17 protein-coding genes are annotated in these 19,747 nt (G+C 29.2%); 9 read left to right on the top strand and 8 right to left on the bottom strand.

Features of this window, described 5'->3' with window-relative positions; translation table 11 throughout:
* Nucleotides 1–18 precede the first annotated feature (18 nt).
* From KO506_RS13495 to smpB, 4 genes are all read right to left on the bottom strand, one after another.
* Nucleotides 19–618: a porin family protein gene (locus KO506_RS13495; protein ID WP_215995447.1), complete on the bottom strand. Its 600-nt coding sequence runs from the start codon at nt 616–618 to the stop codon at nt 19–21.
* A 50-nt stretch (nt 619–668) separates the two neighbouring features.
* Nucleotides 669–1,619, bottom strand: a complete 951-nt coding sequence (locus KO506_RS13490) for a transketolase family protein (protein WP_215995446.1) — start codon at nt 1,617–1,619, stop codon at nt 669–671.
* Nucleotides 1,620–1,759: 140 nt separating this feature from the next.
* The gene (locus KO506_RS13485) at nt 1,760–2,338 is read right to left on the bottom strand and encodes a Maf-like protein (RefSeq protein ID WP_215995445.1); all 579 of its coding nucleotides are present in this window, start codon (nt 2,336–2,338) and stop codon (nt 1,760–1,762) included.
* Nucleotides 2,331–2,792 (bottom strand): SsrA-binding protein SmpB, encoded by a 462-nt coding sequence (smpB, locus tag KO506_RS13480; RefSeq protein ID WP_215995444.1) that lies wholly within the window; start codon nt 2,790–2,792, stop codon nt 2,331–2,333. The genes KO506_RS13485 and smpB overlap by 8 nt, the downstream gene beginning before the upstream one ends.
* Before the next feature lie 86 nt (nt 2,793–2,878).
* On the opposite strand from smpB, the gene KO506_RS13475 reads away from it, so the two are divergent.
* Nucleotides 2,879–3,622: a DUF6503 family protein gene (locus tag KO506_RS13475; protein ID WP_252726866.1), complete on the top strand. Its 744-nt coding sequence runs from the start codon at nt 2,879–2,881 to the stop codon at nt 3,620–3,622.
* Nucleotides 3,623–3,797: 175 nt separating this feature from the next.
* Here KO506_RS13475 and KO506_RS13470 read toward each other — a convergent pair whose 3' ends face one another.
* Together KO506_RS13470 and clpB are read right to left on the bottom strand one after the other, a co-directional pair.
* On the bottom strand, nt 3,798–4,295 hold the full coding sequence (locus KO506_RS13470) for a SixA phosphatase family protein (protein ID WP_215995443.1): 498 nt from the start codon (nt 4,293–4,295) through the stop codon (nt 3,798–3,800).
* A gap of 153 nt (nt 4,296–4,448) precedes the next feature.
* A complete protein-coding gene (gene clpB, locus KO506_RS13465) occupies nt 4,449–7,055 on the bottom strand; it encodes an ATP-dependent chaperone ClpB (protein WP_215995442.1) in 2,607 nt (868 codons plus the stop codon).
* Nucleotides 7,056–7,242: 187 nt separating this feature from the next.
* Here clpB and ytxJ point away from each other — a divergent pair, with 187 nt between their 5' ends.
* The 7 genes from ytxJ to KO506_RS13430 all read left to right on the top strand — a co-directional run bounded on the left by ytxJ (nt 7,243) and on the right by KO506_RS13430 (nt 15,188).
* Nucleotides 7,243–7,644, top strand: a complete 402-nt coding sequence (ytxJ, locus tag KO506_RS13460; protein ID WP_215995441.1) for a bacillithiol system redox-active protein YtxJ — start codon at nt 7,243–7,245, stop codon at nt 7,642–7,644.
* A 60-nt stretch (nt 7,645–7,704) separates the two neighbouring features.
* Nucleotides 7,705–9,255, top strand: coding sequence for a DEAD/DEAH box helicase (locus tag KO506_RS13455; RefSeq protein WP_215995440.1), 1,551 nt, complete (start codon nt 7,705–7,707; stop codon nt 9,253–9,255).
* A 483-nt stretch (nt 9,256–9,738) separates the two neighbouring features.
* On the top strand, nt 9,739–11,187 hold the full coding sequence (locus KO506_RS13450) for an arginine decarboxylase (RefSeq protein WP_215995439.1): 1,449 nt from the start codon (nt 9,739–9,741) through the stop codon (nt 11,185–11,187).
* Between the two features lie 15 nt (nt 11,188–11,202).
* On the top strand, nt 11,203–12,147 hold the full coding sequence (gene speB, locus KO506_RS13445; RefSeq protein ID WP_215995438.1) for an agmatinase: 945 nt from the start codon (nt 11,203–11,205) through the stop codon (nt 12,145–12,147).
* Between the two features lie 9 nt (nt 12,148–12,156).
* Nucleotides 12,157–13,692 (top strand): carbon-nitrogen hydrolase family protein, encoded by a 1,536-nt coding sequence (locus KO506_RS13440; RefSeq protein WP_215995437.1) that lies wholly within the window; start codon nt 12,157–12,159, stop codon nt 13,690–13,692.
* Between the two features lie 193 nt (nt 13,693–13,885).
* Nucleotides 13,886–14,854: a deoxyhypusine synthase family protein gene (locus KO506_RS13435; RefSeq protein WP_215995436.1), complete on the top strand. Its 969-nt coding sequence runs from the start codon at nt 13,886–13,888 to the stop codon at nt 14,852–14,854.
* A gap of 58 nt (nt 14,855–14,912) precedes the next feature.
* Nucleotides 14,913–15,188 (top strand): hypothetical protein, encoded by a 276-nt coding sequence (locus KO506_RS13430; protein ID WP_215995435.1) that lies wholly within the window; start codon nt 14,913–14,915, stop codon nt 15,186–15,188.
* A 66-nt stretch (nt 15,189–15,254) separates the two neighbouring features.
* Here the strand turns inward: KO506_RS13430 and fahA are convergent, their stop codons facing one another.
* The gene (gene fahA, locus KO506_RS13425) at nt 15,255–16,532 is read right to left on the bottom strand and encodes a fumarylacetoacetase (RefSeq protein ID WP_215995434.1); all 1,278 of its coding nucleotides are present in this window, start codon (nt 16,530–16,532) and stop codon (nt 15,255–15,257) included.
* 196 nt (nt 16,533–16,728) lie between these two features.
* Between fahA and glyA the strand changes: the two genes are divergently transcribed.
* Nucleotides 16,729–18,003 carry a serine hydroxymethyltransferase gene (gene glyA / locus KO506_RS13420; RefSeq protein ID WP_215995433.1) on the top strand — a complete coding sequence of 425 codons (1,275 nt, stop codon included), beginning with the start codon at nt 16,729–16,731 and terminating at the stop codon, nt 18,001–18,003.
* A 67-nt stretch (nt 18,004–18,070) separates the two neighbouring features.
* Here the strand turns inward: glyA and KO506_RS13415 are convergent, their stop codons facing one another.
* Nucleotides 18,071–19,522, bottom strand: a complete 1,452-nt coding sequence (locus tag KO506_RS13415) for an L-lactate permease (RefSeq protein ID WP_215995432.1) — start codon at nt 19,520–19,522, stop codon at nt 18,071–18,073.
* Nucleotides 19,523–19,747 lie beyond the last annotated feature (225 nt).

Genomic DNA, 19,747 nt, shown 5'->3' with positions numbered 1-19,747 from the left:
TGATATAAATTTAATCTTTTATAACTGAATAGACAATCCAACAATAATTTGATTTACTCTTGTATCGTATTCTACGTTTCCTAAATTACCTACAAAAGAAGATTCTACATCAGAAAAACCTCTTTCCCAACGAACATCAATACCTAATTTACCAAATTCGATCCCACCACCAAATTGTAAACCAACCGTAAATCCATCAGCTTCTACATTTTTAATGTCTTCAATTCCAAAATCAGAATCTAAAATATATTGAAAAGAAGGACCAATAAAAACATTACCAATTCCAAAAATCTTTTTTCCTAACAAAACAGGAATATCAATTTTTTGAAAAGTATGTGTTGTTGTTTCATTAGAAGTTTTATAAAAAACTTCATTTTCTAAGTTGGTATACACCAATTCTGGTCTAATATAAAAACCAACAATAGGTAATTTGGCACGTAACCAAATACCTCCATGATAACCAGTTTTGCTTTTAGCTCCGTTAAAAACATCTGTACTAGTTTCTTTAATAGAGTTAGAGTTGTAGTTTACACCACCTTTAACACCAAATTGAATTTGAGCGTTAGAAGTTTGGCTTAATCCGAAAGCCAATAACATGAATACGATTACTTTTTTCATAATTTTTAATTTTAGTTTATATAAAGACGCTGTTAAAAACAAAAACGTTATTATTTTCTAGAAATTACTTTTTTAACAGCTTTAATTACAGCAGCAGCATCTAAACCATATTTTGCCATTAATTGATCTGGAGTACCAGATTCACCAAAAGTATCATCAGTTGCAACAAATTCTTGTGGAGTAGGGGTGTTTAATGCTAAAGTTCTAGCAACACTTTCTCCTAAACCTCCTAATTTGTTATGTTCTTCTGCAGTAACTATACAACCAGTTTTTGCAACAGATTTTAAGATAATTTCTTCGTCTAAAGGTTTTATAGTGTGTATGTTAATTACATCTACAGAAATACCTTCGGCTTCTAATTGTTCTGCAGCTTGTAAAGATTCCCAAACTAAATGACCAGTTGCAACAATAGTTACATCTGTACCTTCTGTTAACTGAATTCCTTTACCAATTACAAACTCACCTTCTGGCATAAAAATTGGCACTTTTGGTCTACCAAAACGTAAATAAACAGGTCCATCAAAATCTGCAATGGCAATAGTAGCCGCTTTTGTTTGGTTATAATCACAAGGATTAATTACTGTCATACCAGGTAACATTTTCATTAAACCAATATCTTCTAAAATTTGGTGCGTTGCTCCATCTTCACCTAAAGTTACACCTGCATGAGAAGCACAAATTTTTACATTCTTATTTGAATAAGCAATAGATTGACGAATTTGATCGTACACACGACCTGTAGAAAAGTTTGCAAAAGTACCTGTAAAAGGAATTTTACCTCCAATAGTCATTCCTGCAGCAATACCCATCATATTTGCTTCTGCAATACCAATTTGAAAAAACCTTTCTGGGTTTTCTTTAATAAAGTCAGCCATTTTTAAAGAACCCACTAAATCAGCACATAAAGCAACTACGTTTGGGTTTGTTCTACCTAATTCTGTTAAACCATCACCAAAACCAGAACGTGTATCTTTTTTTTCTGTGTACGTATATTTTTTCATTGTAATAATTGTATTGTAAAATTTTGCGTAAAAATAAACTTTTATTTTTCTTTAGAGAAGAAAATAGACTTTAGAATAAAGACTTTTAAAAATATTTTTTAATGAAAATTAATAATCTATCATTAAATTGAGATATTAATTTACAATTTCATAAATTCTTGGTAAAGTTTATGAATTGGTAAGCCAACTACATTAAAATAACTGCCTTCCATTTTATCAATAGCAATATAACCAATCCATTCTTGAATGCCATAAGCACCAGCTTTATCAAAAGGTTTGTAATTTTTAATGTAATAATTAATTTCTTCGTCAGAAAGTTCTTTAAAAGAAACCGTAGTTACATCATTTATTATCTTTTGAAAATGAATGTTTTTTATACTGATAGAAGTAATTACTTGGTGTTTTTTACCAGATAATTTTCTAAGCATTTTAAATGCATCTGCTGCATTTTTTGGTTTACCAAGAGCTTCATTATTTAGCCAAACAATGGTATCAGAAGTAATTAATACATCTTTTTCTGATAAATTTGTAAATGCTTTTGCTTTTAAATCAGCTAAATAATCAGTAATTTCTGTTCCTTTTAGATTATCAGGATAAATTTCATCTACTTTTTTGACATCAATTGTAAAATCGATGTCTAAATCTTTAAAGAATTGCTGTCTTCTTGGTGAGCCAGAAGCAAGAATTATATTGTAGTTTTTTAATTTTTCTTTAAGCATTAAAGCTTTTCTTTATTCTTGATAAATCTCGTTTGTTATCTCTATCTTTAATAACATTTCGTTTATCATGTGTTTGTTTTCCTTTGGCTAATGCAATTTCTAATTTAGCAAAACCTCTATCATTGATAAACAATTTTAAAGGAACAATTGTGTTTCCTTTGGCTTCAACATCTTTTTTTAAACTTCGTAATTCGCGTTTATTTAAGAGTAATCTGCGTTCACTTTTTGGGTTATGATTAAAATGATGGCCATACATATATTCTTGTATGTACATATTTATGATAAACAATTCTCCTCGATCATTAAATTCGCAAAAGCTCTCTGTAATTCTTGCCTGACTTAATCTTATCGATTTTATTTCTGTACCTGTTAATTGAATTCCAGCTACATATTTATCAAGAATTTCGAATTCGAAACGCGCTTTTTTATTTTGTATGTTTATTTTTTTCTGCACTATTACAGTTAAATTTTAAATTTATACAAAGATACATTTTTACTTTGGTCAAAGAAATGTAATTTTGATGTCTATTTATAGACCAAATGAAACAAAACTTAATGAAATATTGTATTCTTTTTATATTGATAATTGCAATTTCTTGTAAACCCACTGAAAAAAAATTAACAGCCCAAGAAATTATTGATAAAACCATTTTATATTCAGGTGCAGATTTAGTAGCAAATTCTGAAATTAATTTCACTTTTAGAGACAAAGAATATAATGCCATCAGAAATAACGGAAAATTTAGTTTATCAAGAAAATTTGATATGATTACTGATGAATTGAACAATGATGGTTTTATTAGAACTATTGATGGTAATATTGCAGAAATAGATTCAGCAACAATAAGAGTACAAAGTAATGCTGTAAATTCGGTGCATTATTTTTCGGTTTTGCCTTTTGGTTTAAATGATAAAGCTGTTCATAAAAAAATGTTAGCATCATCAACCATAAAAAATAAAGACTATTATAAAATAGAAATTACTTTTTCTGAAAATGGAGGAGGAGAAGACTTTGAAGATGTTTTTATTTATTGGATAGGAAAAGATGATTTTTTGGTAGATTATTTGGCATATTCGTATCACACAAATGGAGGTGGAAAACGTTTTAGAGTTTTAAAAGAACAATGTACCAAAAATGGAGTTCGTTTTGTAGATTACCACAATTACAAACCTTTAGACAATAATGTGGCTTTAGTAAATATAGATAAGGCTTTCGAAAACAATCAATTAAAAAAAGTTTCAGAAATTGTTTTAAAAGATATTGAAGTTAAGCTTTTTGAGTAAAAAGGATATTAAGCAATTTTTAGAAGCTATTTCCTGCTTTTCGCACTCGCTTTTTTTAGTTGTGTTCTCGATACAAATTTGCAGAAAAAGCAAATTTACTCGAATCTACAACTAAAAAAGAGCTCAGACAAATGCTTCAATCAGGGCTAAACTTGTTTGCAAGCCCTAGTTTGTTTTAATTTACTTTTATAATTTCTTTGGTTTTTTCATTACCTTTTACAGTAACTTTATAAAGACTTCCATTATCATTATCATCCATGTTTTGATAAACTTCTTCACCTAAAATTTTATTAGCAAAACTAGGAGTTGTATTGCTGTGCCCAACAACTAAAACAGTTTTTCCATTAGTTTCTACCTGAAAAATAGAATCAAACAAAAAACTAGGATCGTAATATTTTATGTCTAATTCTTTTGTTTTTGCAGTTGGAGTTGCAGTTTCTACAGTTCTAAAATATTTAGTAGAATATACAGCATCTAGTTTAATATCAGCAAAATAATTAGACCATTTTTGAGCTCTTTTTTCGCCTTCAAAATTTAAATGCGGATTTGCATTCATCATATTTGTTCTATCTTTTTCTGAATGACGAATTAAATAATAAGTTGTAGTATCATTAGAAGAACAAGATGTTAAAAAGCTTATTGCAACTACAAAAAGCAAGAAATAATTTTTCATTAAGTTTAGTTTTAGAACGAATATAGTTAAAAAAGAAAAAGCGGTGTTTTTTAAAACACCACTTTTTCTGAACTCCCCTTAATTTATAATCATTTTTGATAGGATTAAAGCAATCTCAATTTTAATAATTTTACTTTAAACTTAATTGTATAATTAATGTTCTACCAAATCAGATTGATTTCTAAATACCAACTCATCATCAAAAGCATCTAATAAAATAATGCTATCTGTAGTAACTTTACCCGATAAAATTTCTTTAGAAAGCTGATTTAAAACTTCTTTCTGAATTACTCTTTTTACAGGTCTTGCACCAAATTCTGGTTGATAACCTTTTTTAGCTAAATATGCAATTGCTTCATCAGTAGCGTCTAAAGTAATTTCTTGTTTGCCAATCATTTTCTTTAAATGTTCTATTTGTAATTTTACAATTTCAAATATATCAGATTGATTTAGAGGTGTAAACATAATTACATCATCAATTCTGTTTAAAAATTCTGGTCTTACAGATTGTTTTAATAAGCCTAGAACTTCAATTTTAGCTAATTCTGTTACAGCTTCTAAATCCACTTTTGGATCTGCAAATTTTTCCTGAATTATATTGCTTCCCATATTAGAAGTCATTATAATAATAGTGTTTTTAAAATCTGCAATTCTACCTTTATTATCTGTTAACCTACCTTCATCTAAAACTTGTAACAAAATATTAAATGTGTCTGGATGCGCTTTTTCAATTTCATCTAAAAGCACCACAGAATAAGGTCTTCTTCTTACAGCTTCTGTTAATTGTCCTCCTTCATCATAACCTACGTATCCTGGAGGCGCTCCAACTAATCTGCTTACAGAATGGCGTTCTTGATATTCACTCATATCAATTCTTGTCATTGCATTTTCATCATCAAACAAGTATTCTGCTAACGCTTTTGCCAATTCTGTTTTACCAACACCTGTTGTTCCTAAAAATAAGAAACTACCTATTGGTTTATTTGGGTTTTGCAAACCAGCTCTAGATCTTCTTACAGCATCAGAAACTGCTACTATTGCTTCTTCTTGTCCCACAACTCTTTTATGTAATTGATTTTCTAAAAACAATAATTTTTCACGCTCAGATTGTATCATTTTTGTAACAGGTATTCCTGTCCATTTTGCTACAACTTCTGCAATATCATCTAACGTAACTTCTTCTTTAATTAAAGATTTTTCAGACTGATTTTCTTGTAAGTTATTCTGCAAAACTTCTAAATCTTCTTGTGCTTTTTTAATTTTTCCATAACGCAATTCTGCAACTAAACCATAATTACCTTCACGTTCTGCTTTTTCAGCTTCAATTTTAAAGTTCTCAATATTAATTTTTGCATTCTGAATGTTATCTACAACTTCTTTTTCAGATTTCCATTTTGCATTAATTTCATTACGTTCTTCTTTAATATTTGCCAAATCAGAACGTAAAGATTTTAATTTTACTTCATCTTTTTCACGTTTAATAGCTTCAATTTCAATCTCTAATTGCATTATTTTACGATCTAAAACGTCTAATTCTTCTGGTTTAGAGTTGATTTCCATTCGTAATTTAGAAGCAGCTTCATCCATTAAATCAATAGCTTTATCTGGTAAAAAACGGTTGGTAATATATCTTTGTGATAATTCTACAGCCCCAATAATTGCTTCGTCTTTAATACGTACTTTATGATGCGTTTCGTACTTTTCTTTAATACCTCTTAAAATAGAAATTGCACTTTCTGTATCTGGTTCATCAACTAAAACCTTTTGAAAACGACGTTCAAGAGCTTTATCTTTTTCAAAATATTTTTGATATTCATCTAAGGTAGTGGCTCCAATTGCACGTAATTCTCCACGAGCCAAAGCAGGTTTTAAAATATTTGCTGCATCCATTGCACCTTGTCCACCTCCAGCACCAACTAAAGTATGAATTTCATCAATAAATAAAACAATATCACCATCAGAAGTAGTCACTTCTTTTATAACTGCTTTTAAACGTTCTTCAAATTCTCCCTTATATTTTGCACCTGCAATTAAAGCACCCATATCTAAAGAAAAAATCAATTTATCTTTTAGATTTTCAGGTACATCACCATCTACAATTCTGTGTGCTAAACCTTCTGCAATTGCGGTTTTACCTGTTCCTGGTTCACCCACTAAAATCGGATTATTTTTGGTTCTACGTGATAAAATCTGTAATAATCTACGTATTTCTTCATCTCTACCAATAACAGGATCTAATTTTCCGTTTTTTGCTAAATCGTTTAGGTTTTTAGCAAACTTATTTAATGAATTGTAAGTTTCTTCTTGAGATTGAGAGGTTACTCGTTCTCCTTTCCTTAATTCTTCTATAGCCGCCTTTAAATGTTTTTCTGTAACTCCTTGGTCTTTTAAAACTTGAGCAATATTAGATTTTGATTTAAAAATTGCTAAAATTAAATGCTCAATAGAAACATAATCATCTTTCATGTTTTTAGCAATGATAGATGCTTCGTTTAAACTTTTTCCTGCTTCTCTAGAAAGCATTAATTCTGCTCCAGAAACTTTAGGCAAACTTTCTAATTGTTTGTCTAAAATTTGAGTAACAACATCAATATTGATGTTTAATTTCTTCAATAAAAAAGGTAAAACATTTTCATCAACTTGAGTTAAAGCTTTAAAAATGTGTTCGTTTTCTATTTGATTATGCCCATAAGTTTGCGCTAATTGTTGCGCCATTTGTATGGTTTCTTGCGATTTTGTTGTATAATTATTAAAATTCATCTTTTTTCTTTTTAATCAATGTTTTTAAACATTAATGTTATTTTCTTTTTTCAATTGATAATTAACAATTTTAATACCATTGGTTATTTGTATATAATATAAGTCAAAATGTCTGTAAAAACCTAGTAAATACTGACTTTTTGACTGATTAAAGTTTACTATCTTTGTTTAAAATTAGAAAAACTGTATGGGCATATTCAATAATTTATTTAGTGGAAAAGAAGGTAAGGAACCTAAAAAAGAAAAAATAACTTTTTTAAATTGGCTTCCACTAACTTCATTAGACCAATTAGAAGACATAAAAAAACAATCTGAAACTGAGTCTATACTTATATTTAAGCATTCAACTAGATGTGGTATTAGTAGTATGGTTATTAAACAATTTGAAAAACTATTCACAGAAGAGCATAAAAATCTTAAAGTCTATTATTTAGATTTATTAAATTATAGAAATATTTCTGATGAAGTAGGCTATCAATTTCAAGTAATGCATCAATCTCCACAACTTTTAGTGATTAAAAACGGAGTTTCTGTACACAATGCTTCACATTATGATATTACTTTAATAGATTTATCAAGATTTATCTAACATAAACTTGCATTAAACCTTATTTAAGTCTTATTTTTGTTTTTTTAAATTTTTATACGTTTGGCAGAAATAAATACTTCAAATAAGGTTGTAGGTAAAGAATTATATGGATATCAAAAAGATGCACTTCGTGAAATCTTTGATAGATTTGAGAACGCACCTAAAGATTATCATTTATTATACCAGTTACCAACTGGTGGTGGAAAAACAGTTATATTTTCTGAAATTGTAAGACGTTATATCGCAAATTTTAAAAAGAAAGTTTTGGTTTTAACTCACAGAATTGAGTTAAGTAAGCAAACTTCTAAAATGCTAAAAGAGTTTGGTGTTAGTAATAAAATCATAAACTCTACTGCAAAATTAGATGATCAACACGATTTTGATTGTTTTGTAGCCATGGTAGAAACGCTAAAAAATCGTCTAAATGATGATAAACTAGATATTTCTGATATTGGTTTAGTAATTGTTGATGAAGCGCATTACAATTCTTTTACAAAAATTTTCAAGTTTTTCGATCAATCTTTTATTCTTGGTGTTACTGCAACTCCTTTAAGTTCAAACATTAAATTACCAATGTATGAGAACTATCAAGAATTATTTGTGGGTGAGTCTATTCAAGATTTAATAGATAATAATTACTTAGCAAAAGCAAATATGTACTCTTATAATGTAGGTTTAACCTCTTTAGAAGTAGGTGCAAATGGAGATTATACTGTAAAATCTTCTGAAGATCTGTATACAAATACAGATATGCTTACCAAGCTAGTTTCCGCTTACGAAGAAACAGCAAAAGGTAAAAAAACATTAATTTTTAACAATGGTATTAATACATCAATTCAGGTTTTTCATGCATTTAAAAAAGCTGGTTATCCAATTGCCCATTTAGATAATACCAACACTAAAAAAGAAAGAGAATTAATTTTAAGATGGTTTCATAAAACACCAAATGCCATCATTACTTCTGTAAGTATTTTAACAACTGGTTTTGATGAACCTAGTATTGAGGCAATTATCTTAAATAGAGCAACTAAATCTTTAACCTTGTATTACCAAATGATTGGGCGTGGTTCTCGTATTTTTAAGAATAAAAGTACTTTTGATGTTGTTGATTTAGGTAACAACTTTTACAGATTTGGACCTTGGGGAGCTGATTTAGATTGGCAAAAAATGTTTAGAGCTCCAGATTATTATTTAAATGCCATTCTTTCTGATGAAGAAATAGAAAGCACATTTAGATACGAATTGCCTGCAGATGTTAAAAAAGAATTTGCAAAATCTAAAGATACCTATTTCGATATGAAAAAAGTATACATAGATACTATTCGTTCAGGAGAATCTTCTAAAAGAGTATTAGAAAAATCGATTGTACACCATGCTAAAATGTGTATCGAAAATAGCGAAGATGTTTTTGATGCTTTAATTTTAGCAAAAATGCTAGGAGAGGAGATAGATGATAGAATTAACAGATATGCAAAGTGTATTTCTAAAAGTACACACAACTTTGTAACTTGGTTAAAAGATGATTATAGGAAGAAATTAAACTCATATTTAAGAGAAAACTTCGATGAAGATTATGAGAAAATTTTTGGTCATCCACCAATAGACGAATAAAATATTTTTTATCAAAACGCTGATTAGTCAGCGTTTTTTTTTGCTTTAATTTTATTATAGATAAGATTTTTAACGAGATTATACTTAAAATTAAGCTTATAAGGTTTTGAAATCCTTATGTTTAAAGGGAAAAAATAAAAATGATTTATTTTTTTACTTTTTTTTTGATTTTGTTTTTTGTATTCAAAAATAATTTACATTTACTGCACTTATGTTTAAGTAAAATGTTTAGTTTTTCTTATTTCGGAAGTGACTTTTTATTGGAGAATAAAGGTTACATAGCATTTTGGAAATGCAACGAAAAAATTAAGGTATCTCCATTTTCAATTCTTCAAAAATTGCAACTTTTCTCAAAGTTGCACGTAGTTTACTTGCAAATATTACAGTGATAATCTCCTTTTTCTAGGGTTATAATTTCTATTCTAAAATATTCAGTTGTTTTAGTTTGGACAGATTTATCATACAATTAATTTAAAAATACAAGTGAACACAAAATACATAGATTTAATCGAACAAACATTCGATTTTCCTCAAGAAGAATTTAAAACAGAAAACAACAAATTGTTTTGGCACGGAATTAATTTAATGGAATTAGCAGCAAAATATGATGCTCCGTTAAAATTTACCTACCTGCCAAAAATATCAGAAAACATCAACAAAGCAAAAGGTTGGTTTCAAGAAAGTATGGAAAAACATAACTATAAAGGTAAATACTTTTACAGTTATTGTACAAAAAGTTCTCACTTTAAACACATTTTAAATGAAGCTTTAAAAAATGATATTCATATAGAAACATCATCTGCTTTTGATATTGATATTGTAAATAACCTTAAAAAAGAAGGTAAAATAAAAGACAATACGTATGTAATTTGCAACGGATTTAAACGTGATCAATACATTAAAAATATTGGTGGTTTAATTAATTCTGGCCATCAAAATGTAATTCCGATTATAGATAATTACGAAGAATTAAATCTTTTATTAGATGAAACGGAAAAAAAACTAAATGTTGGTATCAGAATCGCATCAGAAGAAGAACCAAAATTCGAATTCTACACTTCTCGTTTAGGAATTGGATACAAAAATATTGTGTCTTTTTACGAGCGTGAAATTGCTAATAATAAGCAAGTTGATTTAAAAATGTTACATTTTTTTATTAATACGGGTATTAAAGACAACGCGTATTATTGGAACGAGTTGATGAAATGTTTAAACGTATACATCAACCTAAAAAAAGTGTGTCCGAGTTTAGATAGTTTAAATATTGGCGGTGGTTTTCCTATAAAAAACTCTTTGGCTTTTGATTATGATTACGCTTACATGATTGACGAAATTATCAATCAAATAAAACAAGCTTGTGATGAAGCTGGTGTAGAAGTACCACATATTTTTACAGAATTTGGAAGTTTTACAGTAGGTGAATCTGGTGCAGCTATTTACGAAATTTTATATCAGAAAAAACAAAATGATAGAGAACGTTGGAACATGATAAACTCTTCATTTATAACTACTTTACCAGATGCATGGGCAATTAATAAACGTTTTATAATGTTGCCAATAAATAAATGGAATAGACAATATGAACGTGTACTTTTAGGTGGATTAACTTGTGATAGTGATGATTATTACAACTCAGAACAACATATAAACGGAATTTATTTACCTGTTTATGAAAAAGATAACCCACTTTATATTGGTTTTTTTAACACAGGAGCTTATCAAGAATCAATTGGTGGTTTTGGTGGATTACAGCACTGTTTAATTCCGCATCCAAAACATTTAATTATTGATAGAGATGAAGAAGGAAACTTGATCACAAAAATATTTAAAAAACAACAAAAAAGTAGCGAATTGCTTTCTATTTTAGGTTATGGAGAGTTATCAGAAAGTAAAATTGAATCAGAAAAATTAATAAAAGAAGAAGTTATTTAAGCTTCAAAAAATAGCATGAATACAAATAAAACATATGCAGGAATTTCAGAAAAATATGGAAACCTGTCAACATCAAAAATAGTTATAATTCCTGTTCCTTATGACGGAACAAGCACTTGGCAAAAAGGAGCAGATAAAGGGCCACAAGCTTTTTTAGAAGCGTCTGAAAATATGGAACTGTATGATATAGAAACAGATTCTGAAGTGTATAAAGAAGGTGTTTATTTAGCGGATGCTATTACAGAGAATGCATCACCAGAAACAATGGTAGATGCAGTGCATGATATCACTAAAAAATACATTAACAGAAATAAATTTGTAACTGTTTTTGGTGGAGAACACTCAATTTCTATTGGTACAATTAGAGCTTTTAACGAGTGTTTTAACAATTTAACGGTTTTACATATTGATGCGCATGCAGATTTAAGAAAAGAATACGAAGGTTCTAAATGCAACCACGCTTGTGCAGTTTACGAAGCGAATTCTACAACTAATTTAGTGCAAGTTGGAATTAGAAGTATGGATATTTCTGAAAAAAGAGAAATGAATTTGGATAAAGTTTTCTTTGCACATGATATGGCTGTAAATGAAGATTGGATGGAAGATGTTATTGACCAATTAACAGAAAATGTTTTTATCACGTTTGATTTAGATGCCTTAGATCCATCGATTATGCCATCAACAGGAACACCAGAACCTGGCGGATTATTTTATTATGAAACATTAGAGTTTTTAAAACAAGTTTTTGAGCAAAAAAATGTGGTTGGTTTTGATATGGTAGAATTATGTCCAAACGGAAATGAAAAATCATCAGACTTTTTAGCGGCTAAATTATTTTACAAAATGTTGAGCTATAAGTTTGCTGCTAACGATGATTCTTATGACAATGGAGAGGATGAAAATGATTCAAATCCGTTTAGTAAATTATCAAAATTTAAAAATGATGACGACGATTTTTAAGTTTCTATAATGATAAAAAATATAGAAAATATCGAATTGCAGTTTTTAACTTTAGACGATTATAAAGCTTTAAAAGCTGCAATGATTCAGGCATATTCTAGCATGCCAGATTCTTATTGGAAAGAAAATCAGATTAAAACACTAATCGAAAAATTTCCTGAAGGACAAGTTGTTATCAAAATAAATGGAGAATTAGCAGGTTGTGCATTGTCTATCAAATTAGATTACGATAGTTTCGATGATCAGCATACCTACAAAGATATTACAGACAATTATACGTTTGATACACATGACGAAAATGGTGATGTTTTATACGGAATTGATGTTTTTATAAAATCAGAATACAGAGGTTTACGCTTGGGTAGAAGATTGTATGATTACAGAAAAGAGTTGGCAGAAAAGCAGAATTTAAGAGGAATTGCATTTGGAGGAAGAATACCAAATTATCATAAATATGCAGCAACTTTATCACCAAAAGAATATATAGAAAGTGTAAAGCGTAAAGAAATTAACGATCCGGTTTTAAACTTTCAAATTTCGAATGATTTTCATCCTTCAAAAATTTTAAAAGGATATTTAGAAGGTGATGAAAATTCTGGTGAGTTTGCCGTTTTATTAGAGTGGGACAATATTTATTACGAGAAAAAATCTAAAAAAGCAGCGACAAAGAAAAAAGTAGTTCGTTTAGGATTGATTCAGTGGCAAATGCGTTTGTATAAAGATTTGGAAGAATTAATGCAACAAGCAGAATATTTTGTAGATGCAGTTTCTGCGTATCGTTCTGATTTTGCATTGTTTCCAGAGTTTTTTAATGCGCCTTTAATGGCGGATAATAATCACTTACCAGAATCGGAAGCAATTAGAGAATTGGCTAAATATACACCTATAATTGTTCAGAAATTTTCTGAATTAGCAATTACATACAACATCAATATTATTACGGGTAGTATGCCAGAAATAAAAGAGGAGTTGTTGTATAATGTAGGTTATATCTGTAAAAGAGATGGTAGTACAGAACGTTATGAAAAATTGCATGTAACTCCAGATGAAACTAAAGTTTGGGGAATGCAAGGTGGAAATCAACTAAAAACATTTGATACCGATTGTGGTAAAATAGGAGTTTTAATTTGTTATGATTCTGAGTTTCCAGAATTAAGTAGAATTTTGGCAGAAGAAGGAATGGATATTTTATTTATCCCGTTTTTAACGGACACACAGAATGGATATTCTAGAGTAAGACATTGTGCACAAGCAAGAGCGATAGAAAATGAGTGTTATGTAGCCATTGCAGGTAGTGTTGGTAATTTACCAAAAGTAAATAATATGGACATACAATATGCACAATCGATGGTGTTTACACCTTGTGATTTTTCGTTTCCGGCAAACGGAATTAAAGCAGAAGCTACCACAAATACAGAAATGATTTTAATTGCTGATGTAGATTTAGATCTCTTAAAAGATTTAAATCAATTTGGTAGTGTACGTAATTTAAAAGATAGAAGAAAAGACATCTTCGAAGTTAAAAAACTTCAAAAAAATAATTAATAAATAAAATAACGATAAAATCTATAAATAAATAAAAAAACATCTCGATACAAAATTTCTGAAATAGAAATTTTACTCGATGTGACAGCAAATAAATAATCACTTAAAGAAAGGACTGTCAGTTCGAGTGATTTTTCCTTTTCGAAAAATCGTATCGATAACATTTAGAAATTTTATCAAACAAAATAAAAAAATGAAAAAACCGATTACAAATTTTATAGAAAAATACTTTTTACACTTCAATGCAGCTGCTTTAGTAGATGCAGCAAAAGGGTATGAAGACCAATTAAATAAAGGATCTAAAATGTTAGTTTCTTTAGCAGGAGCAATGAGTACAGCAGAATTAGGTAAGATTTTTGCAGAAATGATTCGTAAAGATAAAGTGCAAATTGTTTCTTGTACTGGCGCAAATTTAGAAGAAGATATTATGAATTTAGTAGCACATTCTCATTACAAACGTGTGCCTAATTATAGAGATTTAACGCCACAAGATGAGTGGGATTTATTAGAAAAAGGATTAAACCGAGTTACAGACACTTGCATACCAGAAGAAGAAGCCTTTAGAAGAATACAAGAACATATTGTAAAAATATGGAAAGATGCAGAAGCAAACGGAGAACGTTATTTACCACATGAATACATGTATAAATTATTGCTATCCGGAGTTTTAGAACAGTATTATGAAATTGATTTAAAAGACTCTTGGATGTATGCTGCCGCAGAAAAAAACTTACCAATTATTTGTCCGGGTTGGGAAGATTCTACGATGGGAAACATTTTTGCTTCTTATGTTTTAAAAGGCGAATTAAAAGCAAGTACCATGAAATCTGGGATTGAATACATGACATTTTTAGCAGATTGGTATACTAATAATTCTGAAAACGGAATTGGATTTTTTCAAATAGGAGGAGGAATTGCAGGAGATTTTCCTATTTGTGTAGTGCCAATGTTGTATCAAGATATGGAAAAGCCAGAAACACCATTTTGGAGTTATTTTTGTCAGATTTCAGATTCTACAACAAGTTATGGTTCGTATTCTGGTGCAGTACCAAACGAAAAAATTACTTGGGGTAAATTAGATATAGATACTCCAAAATTTATAATAGAAAGTGATGCAACAATTGTTGCTCCGTTAATTTTTGCTTATTTATTAGAAATGTAGCATGGTAAATGCTTTTATAAAAAAAGCAAAATTGCTAATTAAAACTATTTTATAAAAAATGAAACGAGTAATTGTAGAATACGCTAAGTTAACTACTGATATTTTAGATTTATTGGTAGAAAAATATCCTGATGGATATGATTATTCAGATATCATCTCTTTTAAAAATGCAAAAGGAGAAACCATTAAGGCTGTAGAAGTGAAAACTGAAGATACAGACTATTTAGTTAAAATTAGCACTAAGTTAGAGGAAGCAATGGAAGAATATGCAGAAGATGAAGATTTCTTTGAAGATAATGATGATTTTGATGTAAATATTTCTGATGAAGATTAAATAAAATGAATTGAAATAAAAAAAGCTCTGAATTTTCAGAGCTTTTTTTATTATAAAATTGATAAACTATTTAGCTGGTAATATTTTACCTACACATTCACCAAAACCAATACGCACTTTATCATTTTTACAATGTGCACGCATAATTACAGTATCGTTATCATTAATAAATTTACGTTCTGTTCCGTCTTTTAATTTTATAGGATTTTCTCCCTTCCAAGTTAATTCTAACATAGAACCAAAACTATCTTTTGTTGGTCCAGAAATGGTTCCAGAACCCATCATATCTCCTGCTTCTACTGGGCATCCATTTACAGTATGATGTGCCAATTGCTGAGCCATTGTCCAATACATATATTTAAAGTTAGAATTGGCAACAACAGTTTCTTCTCCCTTTTCTGGCTGAATGCCAACTTGTAAATGAATATCGTAACTTCCTTTACCTTCTTGTTTTAAATAAGAAAGTGGTTCGTGTGCTTGTTTTGGGTTATCAACTCTAAAAGGTTCTAGAGCATCTAAGGTAACAATCCAAGGAGAAATGGTAGAAGCAAAACTTTTTCCTAAAAATGGTCCTAAAGGCACATATTCCCAGGCTTGTATATCTCTTGCAGACCAATCATTAAATTGCACCAAACCAAAAATATATTCTTCTGCTTCTTCAATCGGAATTCTATCACCCATAACATTGGCATCAGTGGTAATAAAAGCCATTTCTAGTTCAAAATCTATTAATTTACTTGGTCCAAAACTAGGAGTATTGCTACCTTCTGCAGGTTTTGTTTGTCCATAAGGTCTTTTTATTGGTGTACCAGAAGGAATTATAGAAGAACTTCTACCATGATAACCAATAGGTATGTGTAACCAATTTGGTAGTAAAGCATTTTCTGGATCTCTAAATAAAGAACCAACATTTGTTGCGTGTTCTTTACTTGCATAAAAATCGGTATAATCTCCAACAGCAACTGGCAAAAGCATTTCTACTTCGTCCATTCTAAAAATAATTTTGTCTTTATGATCTGGATTATCTCTTAAACTTCCGTTTGTTACATCAAAAACTTCTGCAATTCTATTACGCACTAATCTCCATGTTTTACGGCCATCAGCAATAAAATCATTTAAATTATCTTGTAAAAAAATATCGTCTGTAAGCGGAATTCCATCAAAATAACCTAATTGATGAAAGGCTCCTAAATCTATTGCAAAATCGCCAATTCTACTTCCAATTGTAATAATATCATCTCTGGTTATAAAAACACCAAAAGGGATATTTTGAATCGGAAAATCTGAATTCTCTTTTACTTTTAACCAAGATTTTCTTTTAGGATTATTTGCGGTTATAATCATTGTAAGGATTTTATTTTTATCAAACCTACATAATTTTTTATCATTTTAAAACAAATATTGAATGAAAAATATAATTTTAAGAATAGTTTAATGAGTATTCTTTAATTATTAATAAGTTGTTAAAAACATCGAAAAAATAGCTTCAAAAACAATTCGATTTTAATTATTTTTGTAGAATTAATTAATATAAGCAACAATGCAAATAGACAATCAAATTTTTGACCTTATTCAGGAAGAAAAAGAAAGACAATTAAATGGTTTGGAGTTAATAGCTTCAGAAAACTTTGTGAGCGATCAAGTAATGTTGGCACAGGGCTCTATTTTAACGAACAAATATGCTGAAGGATATCCTGGAAAAAGATATTATGGAGGTTGTGAAATTGTAGATATTGTTGAACAAATTGCCATAGATAGAGCTAAAGAATTATTTGGTGCTGAGTATGTAAATGTACAGCCACACTCTGGTTCTCAAGCAAATACTGCTGTTTTTGCAGCGTGTTTAAAACCTGGAGATAAAATTTTAGGTTTCGATTTATCTCATGGAGGGCATTTAACACACGGTTCTCCAGTAAATTTTTCTGGTAAATTATATGAAACTTCTTTTTATGGAGTTGAAAAAGAAACTGGTGTTTTAAATTATGATAAAATTCAAGAAACTGCAACTGCTGAATTACCAAATTTAATTATTGCTGGTGCTTCTGCGTATTCTAGAGATATTGATTTTGCTCGTTTTAGAGAAATTGCAGATTCAGTTGGCGCAATTTTAATGGCAGATATTTCTCATCCTGCAGGTTTAATTGCCAAAGGAATATTAAATGATCCTTTACCTCATTGTCATATTGTTACTACAACAACTCACAAAACTTTAAGAGGCCCAAGAGGAGGAATGATTATGATTGGTAAAGATTTCGAAAATCCGTTTGGAGAAACTTTAAAATCTGGGAAGCCTAAAAAAATGTCTACTTTAATAAATTCTGCTGTTTTCCCTGGAAATCAAGGTGGACCTTTAGAGCACGTTATTGCTGCTAAAGCAATTGCTTTTGGAGAGGCTTTAACAGATGAGTTTTTAGAATATCAAATTCAAGTAAAAGAAAATGCAGCTGCAATGGCTAAAGAATTTGTAGCTAAAGGATATAATTTAATTTCTGGTGGTACAGACAATCATTGTATGTTAATCGATTTACGTAACAAAGATATTTCTGGTAAAGATGCAGAAATTGCTTTAGGTAAAGCAGATATTACAGTAAACAAAAATATGGTTCCTTTTGATGATAAAAGTCCGTTTGTAACTTCTGGAATTAGAGTAGGTACTGCAGCAATTACAACTCGTGGTTTAAAAACTGAAGATATGAAAGCTGTTGTTGATTTTATTGATGAAGCAATACAGAATGCTGAAAATGAAGAGGCTTTACACGAAATAGGAGAACGTGTTGCTGATATGATGAGTGCTCGTAGATTATTTGTGATGTAAACTCACTTTTCTTTTAAAAAAAACACCACTTTATTTTAAGTGGTGTTTTTTTTTTATCTAAACTTTTTTAAATTATAGCTAGAATAATAAAACCTATTATAGAGGTTGTAAATGTAGCCAACAATATAGGACCAATATTATTATTCAATATTTTCGTGTATTTATCTACACCTGCAACTGCTGCTGCAGAAATAATGTTAAATAAGCAAATAGCATTACCTAAAGAAGCTCCATTTAATTGCATTGCTAATATTAATTCTGTAGATAAATTCAAGTTTTCTGCTGAATTATATTGAACTGATCCAAAAATAATGTTAGAAACTGTGGTACTACCTGTTATAAAAGTACCCATTAGCCCAATAAATGGACTAATTAAAGGATAGGCATTTCCTGTTTTTGCAAATAACATAGACATAGTGTCTATCATAGAAAGCATTGTTGTTCCACTTGATAACATTAGTTGAGTTATACCAAGTGATGGAAATAAAATAAAAAAAATACTTAACGTTTTTTTCAGTGCAGGCTTAAATTTCATTTTATGATTTTTACCTAAAAGAGCTGCACAAAATGAAGCAATTACAAACGGAAAAAGTGGAGACCTAAAAGGTTGGAATGATGCATTTACATCAGAATTAAACATATTATTAAATGATAATTTAAAAGATATTAGCGGTTCAATAGCGGTTATTATTTTGGGTACTAAGAGTAGTACAACTAATACTCCATAAGGTATCCAAGGTTTCCAATCTAATTTTTTGTTTGTGAAAAAGAAAAAAAAGGAGAAAGCACCCATAAATGTTGAAGCAATAACACCTGTTAGTTCTCGAAGAAAAAATGATAAAAGAACAAAAGGTATGGCAATGCTAAAGTATAATTTCCAACTATAAGCAGAAATTTCTGGATGTTCTTTAACTACAAAACGTTGAATAAAATATAATAATATGGCTCCTGAAATTATCATAAAACAGGATGCATAAAGGTAAATTAATTTAACTTGTAATATTCCTATTTCTAAAGAACCTTGAAAACCTGCTATAACAGGAGTGCCAATTGCACCTGTAATAGCAAATAGACCATCAATAAGTAAAACAACAACAATTGATAAAATTGGTGAATAACCTAAAGAAATTAATAAAAGAGGAACAATTGCTCCTGGAGTACCAAAACCTGCAACGCTTTCAAAAAAGGCAGTTAAGAAAAAAGCTAAAAAATAAAATTGAAAACTAGAATTATAGTGTGCTTTTTTAAGAGAATTTTTTATTTTTTCAATAAAACCTACTTGTTCCATATTAGAATGTAGTAACAATGCTCCAAAAACAATCATTAAAATTGAAATCGTGTTGATAAAAGCAGATATTAAAGCCGCAGGAAAAGCAATTAACTTACTATCCCATATAAAAAATAATATTGTTGTTATTATAAAACCAGAATAAATTCCGGCTTTTACACCTTTTAATAAACTTACCAAAAGCAAAACCAATATTGGTGTTAAAGATAGAATTGAATAAAAAATATTCATAAAATTGATCGTTTAAAAAGTGTAAATTTTAATGTTACTTAGAAATAATATTTATCTAATTTCAAAATAGAGATTTAGAACAATCAAAAGTAATATTACTTAAATTTAAGTATTATGATAATTGTCAATTTATAAATGATAGTTAAAAAAACATATTTGAATTCGAAATAGAAAATCACCTTTATAAACAACTTTATTTGACAGACATTATTAAATAATAAATAT

This window comes from Polaribacter vadi, assembly GCF_018861005.1.
Classification (GTDB): Bacteria; Bacteroidota; Bacteroidia; order Flavobacteriales; family Flavobacteriaceae; genus Polaribacter; species Polaribacter vadi_A.
Note: the sequence above shows the minus strand (reverse complement) of the source record. Positions and strands in the feature narration are given on the sequence as shown.